Source organism: Streptomyces sp. NPDC001056 (assembly GCF_053598955.1).
Map to the genome: position 1 here is coordinate 39769 of NZ_JBSFLI010000028.1, position 17833 is coordinate 57601.

The 17833-nt window shown below is 71.9% G+C and carries 16 protein-coding genes; 7 read left to right on the forward strand and 9 right to left on the reverse strand.

Annotated elements, in window-relative coordinates; translation table 11 throughout:
• Positions 1 to 6: 6 nt before the first annotated feature.
• On the reverse strand, positions 7 to 1212 hold the full coding sequence (locus tag ACWDD7_RS28090) for a sensor histidine kinase (protein ID WP_351874045.1): 1206 nt from the start codon (positions 1210 to 1212) through the stop codon (positions 7 to 9).
• A 118-nt stretch (positions 1213 to 1330) separates the two neighbouring features.
• On the opposite strand from ACWDD7_RS28090, the gene ACWDD7_RS28095 reads away from it, so the two are divergent.
• On the forward strand, positions 1331 to 2386 hold the full coding sequence (locus tag ACWDD7_RS28095) for an SAM-dependent methyltransferase (protein ID WP_450459467.1): 1056 nt from the start codon (positions 1331 to 1333) through the stop codon (positions 2384 to 2386).
• A gap of 127 nt (positions 2387 to 2513) precedes the next feature.
• Here the strand turns inward: ACWDD7_RS28095 and ACWDD7_RS28100 are convergent, their stop codons facing one another.
• The 3 genes from ACWDD7_RS28100 to ACWDD7_RS28110 form a co-directional block, all read right to left on the reverse strand.
• Positions 2514 to 3665, reverse strand: coding sequence for an NADH-quinone oxidoreductase subunit D (locus tag ACWDD7_RS28100; protein ID WP_392213712.1), 1152 nt, complete (start codon positions 3663 to 3665; stop codon positions 2514 to 2516).
• Between the two features lie 115 nt (positions 3666 to 3780).
• Entirely contained in the window at positions 3781 to 5205 is a 1425-nt protein-coding gene (locus ACWDD7_RS28105) for a hypothetical protein (protein ID WP_450459468.1), read from the reverse strand.
• 96 nt (positions 5206 to 5301) lie between these two features.
• A complete protein-coding gene (locus ACWDD7_RS28110; protein WP_351874038.1) occupies positions 5302 to 6420 on the reverse strand; it encodes an alpha/beta hydrolase in 1119 nt (372 codons plus the stop codon).
• Positions 6421 to 6645: 225 nt separating this feature from the next.
• Here ACWDD7_RS28110 and ACWDD7_RS28115 point away from each other — a divergent pair, with 225 nt between their 5' ends.
• The 6 genes from ACWDD7_RS28115 to ACWDD7_RS28140 all read left to right on the forward strand — a co-directional run bounded on the left by ACWDD7_RS28115 (position 6646) and on the right by ACWDD7_RS28140 (position 11738).
• The gene (locus ACWDD7_RS28115; RefSeq protein ID WP_351874035.1) at positions 6646 to 8460 is read left to right on the forward strand and encodes a phosphatidylglycerol lysyltransferase domain-containing protein; all 1815 of its coding nucleotides are present in this window, start codon (positions 6646 to 6648) and stop codon (positions 8458 to 8460) included.
• Positions 8461 to 8528: 68 nt separating this feature from the next.
• Complete coding sequence (gene folP / locus ACWDD7_RS28120) at positions 8529 to 9407, forward strand: dihydropteroate synthase (protein ID WP_450459469.1); 879 nt, start codon at positions 8529 to 8531, stop codon at positions 9405 to 9407.
• Positions 9404 to 9940, forward strand: a complete 537-nt coding sequence (locus ACWDD7_RS28125; protein WP_450459470.1) for a nuclear transport factor 2 family protein — start codon at positions 9404 to 9406, stop codon at positions 9938 to 9940. Before folP ends, ACWDD7_RS28125 begins: the two co-directional genes overlap by 4 nt.
• Positions 9941 to 10198: 258 nt before the next feature.
• Complete coding sequence (gene folB / locus ACWDD7_RS28130) at positions 10199 to 10558, forward strand: dihydroneopterin aldolase (protein WP_450459471.1); 360 nt, start codon at positions 10199 to 10201, stop codon at positions 10556 to 10558.
• Positions 10555 to 11166, forward strand: coding sequence for a 2-amino-4-hydroxy-6-hydroxymethyldihydropteridine diphosphokinase (folK, locus tag ACWDD7_RS28135; RefSeq protein WP_450459472.1), 612 nt, complete (start codon positions 10555 to 10557; stop codon positions 11164 to 11166). Before folB ends, folK begins: the two co-directional genes overlap by 4 nt.
• A gap of 80 nt (positions 11167 to 11246) precedes the next feature.
• The gene (locus ACWDD7_RS28140; protein WP_351876877.1) at positions 11247 to 11738 is read left to right on the forward strand and encodes a DUF3180 domain-containing protein; all 492 of its coding nucleotides are present in this window, start codon (positions 11247 to 11249) and stop codon (positions 11736 to 11738) included.
• A 31-nt stretch (positions 11739 to 11769) separates the two neighbouring features.
• Here ACWDD7_RS28140 and folE read toward each other — a convergent pair whose 3' ends face one another.
• The 5 genes from folE to ACWDD7_RS28165 form a co-directional block, all read right to left on the reverse strand.
• Positions 11770 to 12375 carry a GTP cyclohydrolase I FolE gene (folE, locus tag ACWDD7_RS28145; protein WP_450459473.1) on the reverse strand — a complete coding sequence of 202 codons (606 nt, stop codon included), beginning with the start codon at positions 12373 to 12375 and terminating at the stop codon, positions 11770 to 11772.
• A gap of 124 nt (positions 12376 to 12499) precedes the next feature.
• On the reverse strand, positions 12500 to 14539 hold the full coding sequence (gene ftsH / locus ACWDD7_RS28150) for an ATP-dependent zinc metalloprotease FtsH (protein ID WP_351876876.1): 2040 nt from the start codon (positions 14537 to 14539) through the stop codon (positions 12500 to 12502).
• A gap of 218 nt (positions 14540 to 14757) precedes the next feature.
• Positions 14758 to 15318 (reverse strand): hypoxanthine phosphoribosyltransferase, encoded by a 561-nt coding sequence (gene hpt, locus ACWDD7_RS28155; RefSeq protein WP_037660361.1) that lies wholly within the window; start codon positions 15316 to 15318, stop codon positions 14758 to 14760.
• Between the two features lie 89 nt (positions 15319 to 15407).
• Positions 15408 to 16475, reverse strand: coding sequence for a tRNA lysidine(34) synthetase TilS (gene tilS / locus ACWDD7_RS28160; RefSeq protein WP_450459474.1), 1068 nt, complete (start codon positions 16473 to 16475; stop codon positions 15408 to 15410).
• Positions 16476 to 16665: 190 nt separating this feature from the next.
• Positions 16666 to 17799 (reverse strand): zinc-dependent metalloprotease, encoded by a 1134-nt coding sequence (locus ACWDD7_RS28165; protein ID WP_450459475.1) that lies wholly within the window; start codon positions 17797 to 17799, stop codon positions 16666 to 16668.
• Positions 17800 to 17833: the final 34 nt, after the last annotated feature.

The following is a 17833-nucleotide window of genomic DNA, read 5'->3' on the forward strand; positions in this document are numbered from 1 at the left end:
GGTGACTCAGTGCGCCGGTTTGAGCGGCAGCAGGACGCTGATACGGAACCCTCCGCCGGGACGCGGGCCGGCGTCCAGGGTGCCGCCGACCATGCCGACGCGCTCCCGCATGCCGATCAGGCCGTGCCCCCGGCCGTCCGCGCCGCCCTCCTCGTACAGCTCCTGGGGGGCGCCCTTGCCGTCGTCCTCCACGAGCAGGCCGAGCCCGTCGTCGAAGTAGACCAGGCGGACGCTCGCACCCGCGTTCGGGCCGCCATGCTTGCGGGTGTTGGTCAGCGCCTCCTGCACGATCCGGTACGCGGTCAGCTCGACCCCGCTGGGCAGCGGGCGCGGGGTGCCCTCCACCTTGAAGTCGACGGGCAGGCCCGAGGCGCGGCACTGCTCGATCAGCTCGTCGATCTGCTCGACGTCGGGCTGCGGGACGTACTCCCCGCCCTCCTGGTGCTCCCCGGTGCGCAGCACGCCCAGCAGGCGGCGCATCTCGGCGAGCGCCTGCCGGCCGGTCGAGGAGATCGTCTCCAGGGCCTTCTTGGCCTGGTCGGGGGCGGCGTCCAGGACGTAGGCGGCGCCGTCGGCCTGGACGACCATCACGGACACGTTGTGCGCGACGACGTCGTGCAGTTCGCGGGCGATCCGGGCGCGCTCGGCGGCGACCGCGACCTTCGACTGCGCCTCGCGCTCCTTCTCCAGGCGGGCCGCGCGCTCCTCCAGCTGGGCGAAGTAGGCGCGCCGGGTGCGCATGGAGTCGCCGAGCACCCAGGCCAGCGTGAACGGCACGGTCTGGAAGACCACGATGGCGATCTTCCCGGGGAAACTGGCGTGCTCGGCCGGCCAGCGCAGCTGCGCCATGATCGCGGCACAGAAACTGGCGAGGAGGGCGAGCCGGGAGGCCCAGCGCGCGCCCATCGTGGCGACCGTGTAGGCGATCACCAGGAGGGCGAAGTCGGCGACGGTCGTCTGGACGTCCAGCACCAGCTGGGACAGGCCGGTGGCGAGCGCGAGCAGCAGCATCTGCTCCGGGAACCGGCGGCGCAGCGCGACGACGACACACAGGACGGCGGAGACGGCGATCCCCGCCCCGATCGGCCCCGTGTGCGCGGGTTTCCCGTGCAGGTTGACCTCGCTGATGACCGACAGCCCGAACAGGACGACGGCCCAGAGGGAGTCGACCCCGGTCGGGTGACGGCGGAGGAAGTCGTAGAGGCGCTGCACGTAACCCAGAGTAGGGAAACGGAATGCCCGCACGGGTCAACCGGAGGACCGATCCGGGCTCGGCGGACGTACTCCCCAAGGTGGAGGAGTTGATCATCTGTGCGCCTAGTCTGGTGCGGTGACGCAGGAGAGGCGCGGGCAGGGACCGGGCACACCGGAGGGCGCGGGCCCGCGGGGCTGTCCGCGGGGCTGGCGGGCGGCGGCCGAGGAGGCCCTGTACGGCCCCTGCGGCTTCTACCGGCGCCCCGAGGGGCCCGCCGGGCACTTCCGTACGTCCGTGCACGCCTCGCCGCTGTTCGCGCGGGCCGTGGCGGAGCTGCTGTGCCGGGTCGACGCGGCGCTGGGACGGCCCGGGACGCTGGACTTCGTGGACATGGCGGCCGGGCGGGGCGAGCTGGTCACCGGTGTGCTCGACGCCCTGCCGGACGAGGTGGCGGCGCGCGTACGGCCGTACGCCGTCGAGATCGCCGGCCGCCCCGCGGACATGGACGCGCGCGTCGCCTGGCTCGGTGAGCCCCCGGAGGCGGTCACCGGGCTGCTGTTCGCCAACGAGTGGCTGGACAACGTGCCCGTGGACGTGGCCGAGGCGGACTCCTCGGGCGTGCCCCGGTACGTGCTCGTCGGCGACGACGGGACCGAGCGGCTCGGCGGACCGGTGACCGGCGCGGACGCGGACTGGCTGGCGCGCTGGTGGCCGCTGCGGGCCGAGGAGGGGCTGCGAGCGGAGATCGGGCTGCCCCGCGACCGGGCGTGGGCGGCCGCCGCGCGCCGGGTGGTGCGCGGGCTCGCGGTGGCCGTGGACTACGCCCACACCGCTGGCACGCGCCCCCCGTTCGGCACCCTCACGGGCTTCCGCGCGGGCCGCGAGACGACCCCCGTACCGGACGGGACCTGCGACATCACGGCCCATGTCGCCCTGGACGCCTGCGCGGCGGCAGGGCCGGCCCCGGTGCGCCTCCTCACCCAGCGCGCCGCCCTCCACGCCCTGGGCATCACCGGCGCACGCCCCCCGCTCGCGCTCGCCTCCACCGACCCCGCCGCCTATGTGCGCGCCCTCGCGAGCGCCGGGGAAGCCGCCGAACTCACCGCTCCCGGCGGCCTCGGCGACTTCGGCTGGCTGCTCCGGCCGACCGGAATCGCGGACCCGCTGGGAAGCGCGGACACTCCGGCCTGAGCCGGGCCCACCGGTCGAGACCGCGGCCTGCTTGTCGCGATCGCGCCCTGCTTGTCGCGGTCGCGGCCTACTTGTCGCGGTCGCGGCCTACTTGTCGCGGTCGCGGCCTACTTGTCGCGGTCGCGGCCTACTTGTCGATGTCGCCGACCACGAAGAACATCGAGCCCAGGATGGCCACCATGTCCGCCACCAGCGTCCCGGGCAGCAGTTCGGTGAGCGCCTGGATGTTGTTGTACGACGCCGAGCGCAGCTTGAGCCGGTACGGGGTCTTCTCGCCCTTGCTGACCAGGTAGTAGCCGTTGATGCCGAGCGGGTTCTCGGTCCAGGCGTACGTGTGGCCCTCGGGCGCCTTCAGCACCTTCGGCAGGCGCTGGTTGATCGGTCCGGGCGCCAGCTCGGCGAGCCGGTCCAGGCAGGCGTCCGCGAGGTCCAGCGCGTTGTGCGTCTGCTCCAGGAGCACCTCGAAGCGGGCGAGGCAGTCGCCCTCGCTCCGCGTGACGACCCTCAGCGTGTCCTGGAGCTCGCCGTAGGCCAGGTACGGCTCGTCGCGGCGCAGGTCGAAGTCGACGCCCGAGCCGCGCGCGATGGGCCCGCTCACGCCGTACGCGTGCACCGCCTCGGGAGCGAGCGCGCCGACCCCGCGCGTGCGCCCCCGGAAGATCTCGTTGCCGAGCACCAGGTCGTCGAAGACGTCCATGCGCGAGCGCACGGCGGCGACGGCGGCCCGCGCACGGCTCGCCCACCCGGCCGGCAGGTCCTCCTTGAGGCCGCCGACGCGGTTGAACATGTAGTGCATGCGCCCGCCGGAGACCTCCTCCATCACGTTCTGCAGCACCTCGCGCTCGCGGAACGCGTAGAACACCGGCGTGATCCCGCCCAGTTCCAGCGGGTAGGAGCCGAGGAACATCAGGTGGTTGAGCACCCGGTTCAGCTCGGCGAGCAGTGTGCGCGTCCACACCGCGCGCTCGGGCACCTCCATGCCGAGCATCCGCTCCACGGCGAGGACCACGCCCAGCTCGTTCGAGAACGCCGACAGCCAGTCGTGGCGGTTGGCCAGCATGATGATCTGCCGGTAGTCCCGCGCCTCGAAGAGTTTCTCGGCGCCGCGGTGCATATAGCCGATGACCGGCTCGGCGTGCACGATGCGCTCCCCGTCCAGCACCAGCCTGAGCCGCAGCACGCCGTGCGTGGACGGGTGCTGGGGTCCGATGTTGAGCACCATGTCGGTGCTTTCCGCGGCACCACCGATCCCGACCGTGGTCTGCGTCGTAGGACTCATGCCCCCAGTTTCCCCCATGCCGGGACGCGAGAAGGCCCGGCTCCCCCAGGGGATGCTGTTGGTTACCAACAGCATCCCCTGGGGGAGGCCGGGCCCCGCGGGCGACGTGCCGGCGTCAGGAGGCCGCGCTGCGCAGCCCCTGGAGGTCGATCACCTCGGTCTCGTCGTGCGCCGTCAGGTCGATGACCTGGCCGACACCGCGCGCCTTGTCGTCGGCGGGCTTGAACTCCGCCTCCGCCTCGGCCTTGTGCACGGCCAGCGCCTCCTGGCCGACGACATCGGCCAGGTCCTCGTTCTGCACGGAGTCCAGCGCGGCCTTCGGCGCCGCCTTCTGCGTGCCGAAGAAGTCGAAACCACCCTTGGTGACCGGACGCCGCGCGGGCGCGGCCGGTACGACGGCCACGGCGGTCGGCACGGTGAAGTGCCCGGCGCGGGGCGGGCCCACGGGGGACTCGGAGGCCGCGGGGGCCTCGGAAGCCATGGAGGTTTCGGGGGCTTCGGGAGCCCCCGGGGCCTCGGCGGTCTCCGGTGAGGCGGGCTCGGCCGCCGTCGCGTGTCCGTCGGCCGTCAGCGGCCGGTCCTGCGCCTCTTCGCCGTCCCGCGCGTCCTCGACGGCCTCGACGCCTTCGCCACGCGAGGCGCCCTCGGCACCCGAAGCGCCCTCGACGCCCGCCCCGTGCTCAGCCTTCGGCGCGTGCTCAGCCTTCGCCTCGTCCCCGGCCGTCGGCTCGACTCCGGCCTCCGGCGCGGCTCCGGCCTCCGCCGTCTCCGCCCCGCTCCGCCCGGCTATGTCACCCTCGGCGCCGTCCCCTTTGGCACCGGCACCGTTCTCCCCCGCCGTCTCCGGCCCGGCGGCAGCGGCGGCCGAATCCCGCTCGAACGCGGCGAGCGCCCGCAGCGCCTGCCCGTACAGCTTGGCGCCCTCGGCCGAGAAGACGTCGTACGCCTTTCGGGGCGTCTCCTCGGCGGCGGTCCGTGCCGGCGGCAGCGCGGGCGAGGCCCCCCGGGACGGCAGCGAGGGCGAGGCCGCCCGGGACGGCAGCGAGGGCGACGGGCGCGTCGCGGCAGGCGGCAGCGCGGGCGCGACGGACTCGATCTCCAGCAGGCGGCGCCCCTCCAGGGCGCTGGCGCGCTCGGTCTCCGCGGTGGCGTACCGGCGCAGCAGGGCAGCGTGCTCGTTGCGCAGGCCGGCCAGTTCGGCGCGTTTGGCGCGCAGCCGCTGCTCCAGCTTGACGCGCAGTTCGCGCGACTCCTCCAGGTCTGTCTCCAGCTCGGCGACCCGTTCCTCGAAGCGCCACTCGTCACTGGCTCGCGCGCGGGCGAGGTCGGCGACCTGTTTGCCCGCGTGGATGTCCCAGCGGCGCATCACGAACGCACCGGCGAGCGCGGTCGCCGCAGCGGCCCCGGCCAGCACGCGCAACACCGCGGCCTCGGAGAACACCCAGGGACCCAGCGCGCACACGACGGAGACGCCGGCGATCGCGGAGGGGGGCAACAGCCGGTGCAGAGGCGGGGAATGGCGGTGGCGTCCACGTGGCATGGCCAGAAACTTACCGCGCGTAGGCGAATGATGGACCCCCACCCCGCAAAAACACGGCCATACCGCGCGCCTCACAGGGTGTCAGGATCGGGGTCCTCAGTGGGAGACCAACCGGGCGCTGAGCCACTGCAACGCCGCCGGGATCTCACGGCGCCAGGTGTTGAAGTTGTGCCCACCGCTCGGGAGGATGATCGAAGAAATCCTGGTCACGTTCGTGTCCTGCACATTCTTGATGAACCGAAGCGTGTCCTTGTAGTTGTGCTCACCGATTTTGCTGCTGGTGACCAGTAGTGACGTTTCCGGGGCCGACTGGTGCTTGAGCACCCAGAAGAGGTTGGCACGATTGCGCAGGTTCTTGTCGCCGTGGAACAGGTCCCCGGTGGTCGCGTCGATCGGCGCCTTGTAGTACGGCGACAGGCCCACGGCGGCGCCGTACGACCTCGGGTGGTGCATGGCGATCTTCAGGGCGCAGTACCCGCCGGTCGAGTCGCCGATGATGCCCCAGCTCGCGGGCGTGGCGTCGACGCGGTAACGAGCCTTCACCGCGTCGCGCAGGTCCTTGGCGAAGAACGTCTCGGTCTTCGGGCCCCCGGGCACGTCCACGCACTCGGTGTCCCGCGGCGGCGCCACGGCCGGGCGCAGCATCACCAGGATCATCGGCTGCATCTTGCCGCCCTTGGCGAGCTGCTGGGCCGTGCTCGGGTAGTGCAGCTTGTCCACCAGCGCCTGCGCGGTGCCGGGGTAGCCGGTCAGCACGACGGAGACCGGGAACTTGCGGGTGCGGTCCTGGAAGTACTCCGGCGGCAGGTACACGAACGCCGGCGCGGCGATCCGCGTCGTCCGGCCCAGGATGTCGACCTTCTGGATCTGCCCGGCCACCCGCGGCACCCCGCTGCTCACCCCGGCGACCCGCGAGGTGGACACCACCCGGATCGGATCGCCGGCGCCGTCCGCTATGTGGTCGACGACCACGCCCTCGCCGTTCTCCTGCCCGAACAGGTCGGCCCAGGTGGCGTAGAAGCCGAAGGCCTGGTTGGCGGCGAGCCCCACCGAGGCGAACACGGCGACCTGGGTGGCCAGCAGCAGGCCGACCCGCCCGCCGACGGCCCGCCAGTTCTGCCGGGCGAGCCGCGGCCACAGCCACACCGTGCCCGCGAACAGCGCCACGGCGAACACCACCGCCAGCATCAGGACCTTGTTGCTCGTGAGACCCATGGACTGTTCCTGCCTGCGCTCTCGGCCCGTTGCTCGCCACGCTTCGTCGCGCGGGGTTGCCCGGGGCGTTCCTCGGCCTTTGACCCGACTTTCCGGTGGGGAGTGAACCTCTCTCCCCGAGACACCGTCCTAGAGGGCGCAATGTCACCGGATGCCCGATCGGGCCCGGGTTCAAGGTCTCTCGCAGAACTACGGGATGCGATGTCTGTCAGGATAGATGGGGAAATGTCGGGCGGGGTTCCGGGCCGATCAAGCCGGGCGCGGCGCATACTGCGCGGCCCGCGCCCCGAGGCCGTCCCCGGTCTGGTCGGCAGGGCGGTCGCGCTCGTCGGCCTCCTGGACATTGCCGCCGGGGTCTTCCCGCGGTTCAGGCACAGCCGTATGCACGCCATCGCCGAGGTGCTGCCCGGGTCCTTCGGGCCCTTCGCGGCGGCGCTCTCGCTCAGCGCGGGCGTGCTGCTGCTCCTGCTGGCGCACGGGCTCAGGCGGCGCAAGCGCCGGGCGTGGCGGGCCGCGGTCGCGCTCCTGCCGGCCGGCGCGGTGGCTCAACTGCTCTACCGGCACTCGCTGATCGGGGTGCTGCTCGCGGTCGTCCTGCTGGTGCCGCTGGTGTGGCACCGCCGTGAGTTCGCCGCCCTGCCGGACCCGCGCAGCCGCTGGCGGGCCCTCGCCAACTTCGTGCTGATGAGCGCGGGTTCGCTGGTCCTCGGGCTGGTCATCGTCAGCGTCCACCCGCACCGCACGCTCGGCGACCCGAGCCTGGCCGACCGGCTCACCCACGTCGTCTACGGCCTGTTCGGCTTCGAGGGCCCGGTCGACTACCAGGGCGCCACCTCCTGGACCGTCGCCTTCTCGCTGGGCGCGCTCGGCTGGCTCACCGCCGTCACCACGATCTACCTGGCCTTCCGCCCCGAGCACCCGGCCGCCCACCTCACCGAGGACGACGAGGCGAAACTGCGGGCGCTGCTGGCCAAGCACGGCCGCCGCGACTCCCTCGGCCACTTCGCGCTGCGCCGCGACAAGGCGGTCGTCTTCTCGCCCAGCGGCAAGGCCGCGGTCACCTACCGCGTCATCTCCGGCGTGATGCTCGCCAGCGGCGACCCCATCGGCGACGTCGAGGCCTGGCCGGGTGCCATCGAGCGCTTCATGGACGAGGCCAAGGCGCACTCGTGGACGCCCGCGGTCGTGGGCTGCTCGGAGACTGGCGGCGAGGTGTGGACCCGCGAGACCGGCCTGGACGCCCTGGAACTGGGCGACGAGGCGGTGGTGGACGTGGCGGATTTCTCGCTCGCCGGACGCTCCATGCGCAACGTCCGGCAAATGGTCAAGCGCATCGAACGGGCCGGTTACGAAACCCGGGTACGGCGCATCCATGACCTCGGCGAGACGGAACTCGACCGCATCAGGCGGGCCGCGGAGGACTGGCGCGGCACCGACACCGAGCGCGGCTTCTCCATGGCGCTCGGCCGCATCGGCGACCCGGCCGACGGCGACTGCCTCATAGCCACCGCGCACAAGGCCGACGACGAACCCGGCGAGTACGGCGACCTGAAGGCGATCCTGCACTTCGTGCCCTGGGGCGAGGACGGCGCCTCGCTGGACCTGATGCGCCGCGACCGCAGCGCCGACCCCGGCATGAACGAACTGCTGATCGTGGCCGCCCTCCAGGCCGCCCCCAAGTTCGGCATCAGCCGCGTCTCGCTGAACTTCGCCATGTTCCGCTCCGCCCTCGCGCGCGGCGAGAAGATCGGCGCGGGCCCGGTGCTGCGCGCCTGGCGCGGACTGCTGGTGTTCCTCTCGCGCTGGTTCCAGATCGAGTCGCTGTACAAGTTCAACGCCAAGTTCCAGCCGCGCTGGGAGCCGCGCTTCATCGTCTACCGCGCCACGAGCGACCTGCCCCGCATCGGCTTCGCCACCATGCAGGCCGAGGGCTTCGTCACCCTGGCCCTGCCGCTCCCCCGCTTCCTGCGCCGCCGCCGCGCGGTCGCCGCCCGCGCGTGCGCCCACACGGTGACCGAACGGGACGCCCGCGCGGCGTGATCGCCCGTCCCGGCGGCGCCGCGGGCCCGCGAGCCGTGGCGGCGCCGTCCGGGGCCTACGCTGAACGTATGAACAACCACAGCGGGCGCGGCCGAGTGGCGGGCCTTCCGGCATGGGACCGGTGCGCGGTCATGGGGGTCGTGAACGTCACCCCCGATTCCTTCTCCGACGGCGGCCGCTGGTTCGACACCACCGCGGCCGTCAAGCACGGCCTCGACCTGGTCGCCGAGGGCGCCGACCTGGTGGACGTGGGCGGTGAGTCCACCCGCCCGGGCGCCACCCGGGTGGACGAGGCCGAGGAACTGCGCCGGGTCATCCCCGTCGTGCGCGGCCTCGCCTCCGAGGGCGTCGTCGTCTCCGTCGACACCATGCGCGCCTCCGTCGCGGCCCGGTCCCTCGCGGCCGGCGCGGCCCTCGTCAACGACGTCAGCGGCGGCCTCGTCGACCCCGAGATGATCCCGGTCGTCGCCGACGCCGGCGCCCCCTTCGTCGTCATGCACTGGCGCGGCCTCCTGGAGGGCGCCGCCGTCCAGGGCGTTTACGACGACGTCGTCGGCGAAGTCGTGGACGAGCTGCGCGCCCGGGTGGACGCCGTCCTGGCCGGCGGCATCGCGCCCGACCGGATCGTGGTCGACCCCGGCCTCGGCTTCTCCAAGGAGGCCGAGCACGACCTCGCCCTCCTCGCCCACCTGGACCGGCTGCACGCCCTCGGCCACCCCCTGCTGGTGGCCGCCTCCCGCAAGCGGTTCCTCGGCCGCGTCCTCGCCGGCCCCGAGGGCGCGCCCCCGCCCGCCCGGGAGCGCGACGCCGCCACCGCCGCCGTCTCCGCGCTCGCGGCGCAGGCGGGCGCCTGGGCCGTGCGCGTCCACGAGGTGCGCGCCACGGCGGACGCCGTACGGGTCGCGCGCGCGGTGGAAGAGGCCCGTACGACGGACGGAGCCCGGTGAGCGCCCCGCACACCGATGTGGAACAGGTGGAGGCCGCCAACACCGCCTTCTACGAGGCGCTGGAACGCGGCGACTTCGAGGAGGTCTCGGCCCTCTGGCTCACCCCCGCCGACCTGGGCGTCGACGAGGAGTACCACGACCCCGCCGACACCGGCGTGGTCTCCTGCGTCCACCCGGGCTGGCCGGTGCTCACCGGACGCGGCGAGGTCCTCAGGTCGTACGCCCTGATCATGGCGAACACCGACTACATCCAGTTCTTCCTCACCGACGTCCATGTCTCCGTCACCGGCGACACCGCGCTCGTGACCTGCACCGAGAACATCCTCAGCGGCGGCCCCGCCCCGGCGGAGGGCGACGAACTCGGGCCGCTGGTCGGCCAGCTCGTCGTCGCCACCAATGTGTTCCGGCGCACACCGCAGGGCTGGAAACTCTGGTCGCACCACGCCTCCCCGGTGCTGGCGGAGACCGACGACGAGGACGAAGGCGACGACGGCGCGAACGGGCTGAATCCGGACGACGGCCCCCTCGCCTGAGCGGGTAGGTAAAGGGCGGGCGCCCCGGCGGTTCCCGGAAGTGGTTGGAATCACCTCCCCCCGGGTATGACGGGCTACCAACCCATGACGGGGCCGGGTTCACCGGGGAAAACGGCCGGTGAACGCTGCGGGCGCCGGCCGGGCCCACGCCCCTGGGGCCCGGCTTTGTCGGTGCCCGCAGGTAGATTCGTGTGCGACCGGTGTGTCGCTCGCACGCGGTACGGCCGGTCGTTCCCGACGATTGCAGGAGTGATTCGCGTGGATCGTGTCGCGCTGCGCGGCCTGAGGGCTCGCGGGCACCACGGCGTGTTCCCCAGGGAGCGCGAGGAGGGCCAGACCTTCCTCGTGGACCTCGTCCTGGGCCTGGACATCCGGACGGCCGCGGCCGACGACGACCTGTCGAAGACCGTCCACTACGGCATCGTGGCCGAGGAGGTCGTGGCAGTGGTCGAGGGCGAGCCGGTGAACCTCATCGAGACGCTCGCCGAGCGGATCGCCCAGACCTGCCTGAAACACGGAGGGGTCCAGGAGGTCGAGGTCTGCGTGCACAAGCCGGACGCCCCGATCACCGTCCCCTTCGACGACGTGACCGTCACCATCACCCGGAGCCGAGTATGACCCGACCTTTCGTCCAGGGTCACAGTGACCCGACCGTCCAGCCGGTACCCGCCTCGGTCGTCGAGCGGGTGGACGCGGCGGACACCACCCTGCAGAACCCCAAGTGGGCCGTGATCTCCCTCGGTTCCAACCTCGGCAACCGCCTGGAGACCCTCCAGGGCGCCGTGGACGCGCTGGAGGACACGCCCGGCGTCCGCGTGAAGGCCGTGTCGCCGGTCTACGAGACGGAGCCCTGGGGCGTCGAGCCCGGCAGCCAGCCGTCGTACTTCAACGCGGTCGTGGCCCTGAAGACCACCCTGCCGCCCTCCTCCCTGCTGGAGCGCGGGCACGCCATCGAGGAGGCCTTCAACCGCGTCCGTGACGAGCGCTGGGGCCCGCGCACCCTGGACGTGGACGTCGTCGCCTACGCCGACGTCGTCTCCGACGACCCGCAGCTGACCCTGCCCCACCCGCGCGCCCACGAGCGCGCCTTCGTGCTCGCGCCCTGGCACGACGTGGACCCGGCGGCCCAGCTGCCCGGCCGCGGCGCCGTGGCCGAGCTGCTCGCCGCCGTCACCCGCGAGGGCGTCGAACCGCGCGCGGACCTGGAACTCCGACTGCCCGAGTAGTCGTTAAGGTCAACGACTACCCGGCAGTCGCACATCCGGGCATCATCCGGGGCCCGGTCCGGGGGAACTGAAGGGACACCGTGAGAGAGCTGCGCATCAGGGTGCTGGCCGGCGTGTTCGTCGTGGCGGGCATCCTGTCCTGGGCGGGCGCCCGCCTCTGGAACTCGATCGGGACCCTTCCGAGCGTCCCCCTGGCCGCGCCCGTCGTGCTCGCCCTGATCGCCGTGGTCCTGCTGGCCACGGCACTCTCGCTGCGCGCCCGCTTCAAGGCCCAGCGCGAGCGGCGCCCCGGCGCGAAGGGTGTCGACCCCCTGATGGCCGCCCGCGCGGTCGTCTTCGCCCAGGCCAGCGCCCTGGTCGCCGCCCTCGTCGCGGGCATGTACGGCGGCACGGGCGTGTTCCTGCTGGAGCTCCTCGACCTCCCGACGCGCCGCGACCAGGCCTTCTACGCCGGTTTCTCCGTCCTCGCGGGCATCGGCGTGATAGCGGCCGCCCTCTTCCTGGAGCGCGTCTGCAAGCTCCCCGAGGACGACGACCAGAACCACCACCAGGGCACGGAACCGGCGGCCTGACCGCCGGTCCCGGCCGAGCCTCGGTGGCGGCTCAGCGCGCCATGATCAGGCTCATGGCCTCGTTGCGGGTCGCCGCGTCCCGCAGCTGACCGCGCACCGCGGACGTTATGGTCTTGGCCCCCGGCTTGCGGATGCCGCGCATCGACATGCACATGTGCTCGCACTCGACCACCACGATGACGCCCCGCGGCTCCAGGATCTCCATCAGGGAGTCCGCGATCTGCGTGGTGAGCCGCTCTTGCACCTGCGGCCGGCGGGCGTAGACGTCCACCAGACGGGCCAGCTTGGACAGGCCGGTGATCTTCCCGGAGACCGACGGGATGTAGCCGACGTGGGCGACACCCCGGAACGGCACCAGATGGTGCTCACAGGTCGAGTACACCTCGATGTCCTTGACCAGGACCATCTCGTCGTGGCCCAGGTCGAACGTCGTGGTCAGCACGTCCTCGGGCTTCTGCCACAACCCGGCGAAGATCTCCTGGTAGGCCCGCGCCACCCGGGCCGGCGTCTCGCGCAGCCCCTCGCGGTCGGGATCCTCACCGATGGCGATCAGCAGCTCGCGCACGGCGTTCTCGGCGCGCTTCTCGTCGAACTCGCCGACGGGGCGCTCGCCGTCCAGCGTCACCGGGTCGGTCATCTGGTGCCTCGTTCCTGTCGTCCCACGTGCGTGCATACGGAAAATGCCGCGCCCCCCAGGCTAGAACCTGGGGGGCACGGCGTTCATTCCGGGCCTCAGTGGCCGGAAAGCGGCCGCCGGGCGGTCAGCTCTCCGGGCGCTCTTCCGGGGTCTGGTCCGTCACGGGGGCGGACTCGCCGGCGGTGGACTTGACCGTGCTGATCGCGGCTGTCGAGCCGTTCGCACCGTTGGTCAGCGCCAGCTCCTTGGGGGAGAGCACCGGCGGGCGGGTGGACGGGGTGCGGCGCGAGGAACCGGTCCAGGCGGGCCGCGGCGGGCGCTTGACGATCGGGGCGAAGATCTCGGCGATCTGCTCCTTGCCGAGCGTCTCCTTCTCCAGCAGCTGGAGCACCAGGTGGTCGAGCACGTCGCGGTTCTCGACCAGGATCTCCCAGGCCTCGTTGTGCGCGGTCTCGATGAGCTTCTTGACCTCTTCGTCCACCAGCGCGGCGACCTCTTCCGAGTAGTCGCGCTGGTGCGCCATCTCACGGCCGAGGAAGGGCTCGCTGTTGTCGCCGCCGAACTTGATGGCGCCGAGCCGCTCGGTCATGCCGTACTGGGTGACCATCGCGCGGGCCAGGTTGGTGGCCTTCTCGATGTCGTTGGCGGCACCCGTGGTCGGGTCGTGGAAGACCAGTTCCTCGGCCGCGCGGCCGCCCAGCATGTAGGCGAGCTGGTCGAGCATCTCGTTGCGCGTGGTCGAGTACTTGTCCTCGTCCGGCAGGACCATCGTGTAGCCGAGGGCGCGGCCGCGGGACAGGATGGTGATCTTGTGGACCGGGTCGGAGTTCGGCGAGGCCGCCGCGACCAGGGCGTGACCGCCCTCGTGGTACGCGGTGATCTTCTTCTCCTTGTCCGACATGATCCGGGTCCGCTTCTGCGGGCCCGCGACCACGCGGTCGATCGCCTCGTCCAGCGCCTTGTTGTCGATCAGCTTCTGGTCGCTGCGGGCAGTGAGCAGCGCCGCCTCGTTGAGCACGTTGGCCAGGTCGGCGCCGGTCATGCCGGGAGTACGGCGGGCGACGGCGGCCAGGTCGACGTCGGGCGCGACCGGCTTGCCCTTCTGGTGGACCTTGAGGATCTCCAGGCGGCCCTGCAGGTCCGGCGGGTCGACGGCGATCTGGCGGTCGAAGCGGCCGGGGCGCAGCAGCGCCGGGTCCAGGATGTCGGGCCGGTTGGTCGCGGCGATCAGGATCACGCCGCCCTTGACGTCGAAGCCGTCCATCTCGACCAGCAGCTGGTTGAGGGTCTGCTCACGCTCGTCGTGACCACCGCCGAGGCCGGCGCCGCGGTGGCGGCCGACCGCGTCGATCTCGTCGACGAAGACGATCGCCGGGGCGTTGGCCTTGGCCTGCTCGAACAGGTCCCGGACGCGGGAGGCACCGACACCGACGAACATCTCGACGAAGTCGGAACCGGAGATCGAGTAGAAGGGGACGCCCGCCTCGCCGGCGACGGCGCGCGCGAGCAGGGTCTTACCGGTACCCGGGCGGCCGTAGAGCAGCACGCCCTTGGGGATCTTGGCGCCGACGGCCTGGAACTTGGCCGGCTCCTGGAGGAACTCCTTGATCTCGTGGAGCTCCTCGACGGCCTCGTCGCAGCCGGCGACGTCGGAGAAGGTCGTCTTCGGGGTGTCCTTGGTGATGAGCTTGGCCTTGGACTTCCCGAAGTTCATCACCCGGGAACCGCCGCCCTGCATCTGGTTCATCAGGAACAGGAAGACGACGACGATCAGGACGAAGGGCAGGAGGGAGAGCAGGACACCGACGAACGGGTTCTGCTTGGACGGCGACACGGTGTAGCCGTCCGGGATCTGCTTCTCCTGGTACTTGGTCTGCAGGTTGTTGGCGAGCTGCACACCCTGGTCGCCGATGTAGCTCGCCTGGATCTTGGAGCTGCCCTGGACCTTCTGACCGTCCTTGAGCGTGACCTTGACGGTCTGCTCGTCGCCGGTGGTCAGCTTGGCCGACTGGACCCTGTTGTCATTGATCGCCGCGACGACCTGGCCGGTGTCCACCGACTTGTAGCCGCCGGACGAGCCGACGACCTGCATCAACACGACCACGGCAAGGACGGCCAGCACGATCCACATGACCGGCCCACGGAAGTATCGCTTCACGTCCATCCATACGGAGCGGTGCCGCCCCGTCCCTCCTGCCATAGTGAGTTTGATAAGACAGTTCTTCCGACGGTACCCCAGCCTCGGCGCCCGAAGCCGCGCTAAGCCGTTTCGACGGCTGGGAACCCGTCTCTGCATGCTTCAACGGCACGGGACCCGCCGGGGTTCCCGATCGCCTCACCGGTCTTGGGCCGACTGGCGCAGCCCGCGTGCCCGGTGCGGTTTCAGCCGCCGTAGACGTGCGGCGCGAGCGTACCGACGAACGGCAGGTTGCGGTACTTCTCGGCGTAGTCCAGGCCGTAACCGACGACGAACTCGTTCGGGATGTCGAAGCCGACCCATTCCACGTCGATGGCGACCTTGGCGGCGTCGGGCTTGCGCAGCAGCGTGCACACCTTGAGAGAGGCGGGCTCGCGCGAGCCGAGGTTGTTGATCAGCCAGGACAGGGTCAGGCCGGAGTCGATGATGTCCTCGACGATCAGGACGTCCCGGCCCTTGATGTCGGTGTCGAGGTCCTTGAGGATGCGCACGACGCCGGAGGACTGGGTGCCCGCGCCGTACGAGGACACGGCCATCCAGTCCATGGTGACCGGGGTGGACAGCGCCCGTGCGAGGTCGGCCATGACCATCACCGCGCCCTTGAGGACACCGACGATCAGCAGGTCCTTGCCCGCGTACTCCGCGTCGATCTTCGCCGCCAGCTCGGCCAGCTTGGCGTCGATCTCTTCCTTGGTGATGAGCACCTTCTCAAGGTCGGCACCCATGTCTTTCGCGTCCACCCGCATCACTTTCGGTCGTCCCGCACTTACGGCCGCAATCACGGCCTCCGGCCGGCCCGGGCGGCCGGAGGAGACTCGCTCCGGGCCGTCGGGATTCAGCCTTGCCGAATCACCAGTCTGCCACCCTGCCGCTGAGCGACGACCCGGCCCGGGAGATTGATGGCTCCCTGGCCGCGCCAGCCGGTGATCAGGCGGTCGACTTCCTCGATGTGGCGGGCGAACAGGGAGCCGGCCGGAGCGCCGGCCGCGATGGCGGCCCGGCGCAGGATCCGGCGGCGCACGGCGGGCGGCAGGGCGTAGAGCTTGGCGCACTCCAGGAGTCCCGCGGCGTCGCGTACGGACGCCTCGGCCTGGCTGGCCCAGGAGTCGAGGGCGTCGGCGTCGTCGCGGGACAGCTGGGCGGTACGGGCGAGCGCCTCGACGACCCCCTTGCCGAGGGCCTTCTCCAGGGCGGGCAGGCCCTCGTGGCGCAGCCGGGAGCGGGTGTAGGCGGGGTCGGTGTTGTGAGGATCGTCCCAGACGGGCAGGGACTGGACCATGCAGGCCTTGCGGGCGGTCTGCCGGTCGAGCTGGAGGAAGGGGCGCCGGTAACGGCCGCCGGCCCCCGAGACCGCGGCCATTCCGGACAGGGAGCGGATGCCGGAGCCGCGGGCGAGGCCCAGCAGGACGGTCTCGGCCTGGTCGTCGCGGGTGTGGCCGAGCAGGATCGCGGCGGCGCCGTGGCGTTCGAGCGCGGCGTCCAGGGCGGCATAGCGGGCGTCGCGGGCGGCGGCCTCGGGGCCGCCGTCGCGGCCGACGTCGACGGAGACGGACTCGACGGGGTCGAGGCCGAGGCCGCGCATCCGCAGGGCGACCTCGGCCGCGCGCAGGTCCGAGCCGGGCTGGAGTCCGTGGTCGACGGTGACGCCGCCGGCGCGCAGGCCGAGCCGGGGGGCTTCGAAGGCGAGGGCGGAGGCGAGGGCCATGGAGTCGGCGCCGCCGGAGCACGCGACGAGCACCAGGGGGCTCGCGGGCGCGGACACGAGGGTGGACCCGAGCGGGGAGGGGAGCCGCTCGGCCGGCCGGTCAGGGCGCTCGCCGGAGGTCGGGAGGGTGTTCAGGATGTCGTGGAGGACGCGGCGAACCGCCAGGCGTATCGCCGCGACCGCAGGATGGGGACCCATGTCCGGCTCCCTTCATGAAGTTTCCGGGGGTGAGCCCGACTCGGTCACTCAGAGTGTGTAAATGGTGACAGAAGCAGGCCGTTCCCCGAGCATTGCACGCCTACGCATGGCTCACGGTCCCTCGGACGGGTGATTGGAGGGGCGTTCGACTGTCGTCGGCCGGATTCGATTCACGACCCGGGCGTGCGTTTCACGACTCCGCCTTGCGGTGCACCCGCGCGACCCAGTCCGCCGGTTTGGAGATCTCCGCCTTGGTGGGCAGGGTGTTGGGCGAGGTCCACACGCGGTTGAAGCCGCCGACGCCGACCTGGCCGACGACGGCCCGGACGAAGCGTTCGCCGTCCCGGTACTGCCTGAGTTTGGCATCCAGACCGAGCAGTTTGCGCAGCGCGTGGTCGAGCCGGGAGGCGCCCTTGGCGCGGCGCTGCTGGAACTTCTCCCGGATCTCGGCCACAGACGGTACGACGCTGGGGCCGACGCCGTCCATCACGTAGTCGGCGTGGCCCTCCAGCAGGGACATCACGGCGGTGAGGCGGCCGAGGATCTCACGCTGGGCGGGGGTCTGCACCAGATCCACGAAGGACCGGCCGCCGTCGTCCTCCTCGGCCTCGGGGCGGCCCCCGGCGAGCGACTGGGCGGCTTCCCGCACGCGCTCCAGGAAGGTCATGGGATCGACGTCCGTCTCCGCGAGGAACGACTGGATTTCGCCCTCCAGGTGGTCACGCAGCCAGGGCACGGCCGTGAACTGCGTGCGGTGGGTCTCCTCGTGCAGGCACACCCACAGGCGGAAGTCGTGCGGTTCCACGTCGAGTTCGCGCTCCACGTGGACGATGTTGGGCGCGACGAGGAGGAGGCGGCCGCCGCCGTTCGCCCCGGCCGGCAGGTCGCGGGTGGAGGGGGCGAAGGTCTCGTACTGGCCGAGGACGCGGGAGGAGAGGAACGACAGCAGCATGCCCAGCTCCACGCCGGTGACCTTGCCGCCGACGGCGCCGAGCACGGCGCTGCCGGGGGTGGCGCCGCGGCGTTCCTGCATCTTGTCCAGGAGCGGTTTGAGGATCTCCCGGAACCCGGCGACGTTGGCCCGGGCCCAGCCGGGGCGGTCGACGACCAGGACGGGGGTGTCGTGGCTCCGCTCGGTCTCCAGCCGGGTGAAGCCGCGGACGTGCTCCTCCGAGGCCTTCGCGTGCCGGCGCAGCTCCGCGACGACGGACCGGGCCTCGTCGCGGGTGACGTCGGGGCCGGGCCGTACGAGCCGTGTCGCGGTCGCCACCGCGAGGTTCCAGTCGACCATCCCGGGGGATGCGGTGCCTCCGAAGCCTGTCATGCGTCAACGGTACGTGAGCGTCACCACTTGGGGC

What these genes read in the sequence shown, in the direction of transcription:
- ACWDD7_RS28100 (WP_392213712.1), bottom strand. Translation starts at nt 3,665, where the DNA reads ATGAGTCCTACGACGCAGACCACGGTCGGGATCGGTGGTGCCGCGGAA.
- ACWDD7_RS28165 (WP_450459475.1), bottom strand. Translation starts at nt 17,799, where the DNA reads ATGACAGGCTTCGGAGGCACCGCATCCCCCGGGATGGTCGACTGGAAC.
- ftsH (WP_351876876.1), bottom strand. Translation starts at nt 14,539, where the DNA reads ATGGACGTGAAGCGATACTTCCGTGGGCCGGTCATGTGGATCGTGCTG.
- ACWDD7_RS28115 (WP_351874035.1), top strand. Translation starts at nt 6,646, where the DNA reads ATGTCGGGCGGGGTTCCGGGCCGATCAAGCCGGGCGCGGCGCATACTG.
- folK (WP_450459472.1), top strand. Translation starts at nt 10,555, where the DNA reads ATGACCCGACCTTTCGTCCAGGGTCACAGTGACCCGACCGTCCAGCCG.
- hpt (WP_037660361.1), bottom strand. Translation starts at nt 15,318, where the DNA reads ATGCGGGTGGACGCGAAAGACATGGGTGCCGACCTTGAGAAGGTGCTC.
- ACWDD7_RS28105 (WP_450459468.1), bottom strand. Translation starts at nt 5,205, where the DNA reads ATGCCACGTGGACGCCACCGCCATTCCCCGCCTCTGCACCGGCTGTTG.
- folP (WP_450459469.1), top strand. Translation starts at nt 8,529, where the DNA reads ATGAACAACCACAGCGGGCGCGGCCGAGTGGCGGGCCTTCCGGCATGG.
- ACWDD7_RS28110 (WP_351874038.1), bottom strand. Translation starts at nt 6,420, where the DNA reads ATGGGTCTCACGAGCAACAAGGTCCTGATGCTGGCGGTGGTGTTCGCC.
- folE (WP_450459473.1), bottom strand. Translation starts at nt 12,375, where the DNA reads ATGACCGACCCGGTGACGCTGGACGGCGAGCGCCCCGTCGGCGAGTTC.
- tilS (WP_450459474.1), bottom strand. Translation starts at nt 16,475, where the DNA reads ATGGGTCCCCATCCTGCGGTCGCGGCGATACGCCTGGCGGTTCGCCGC.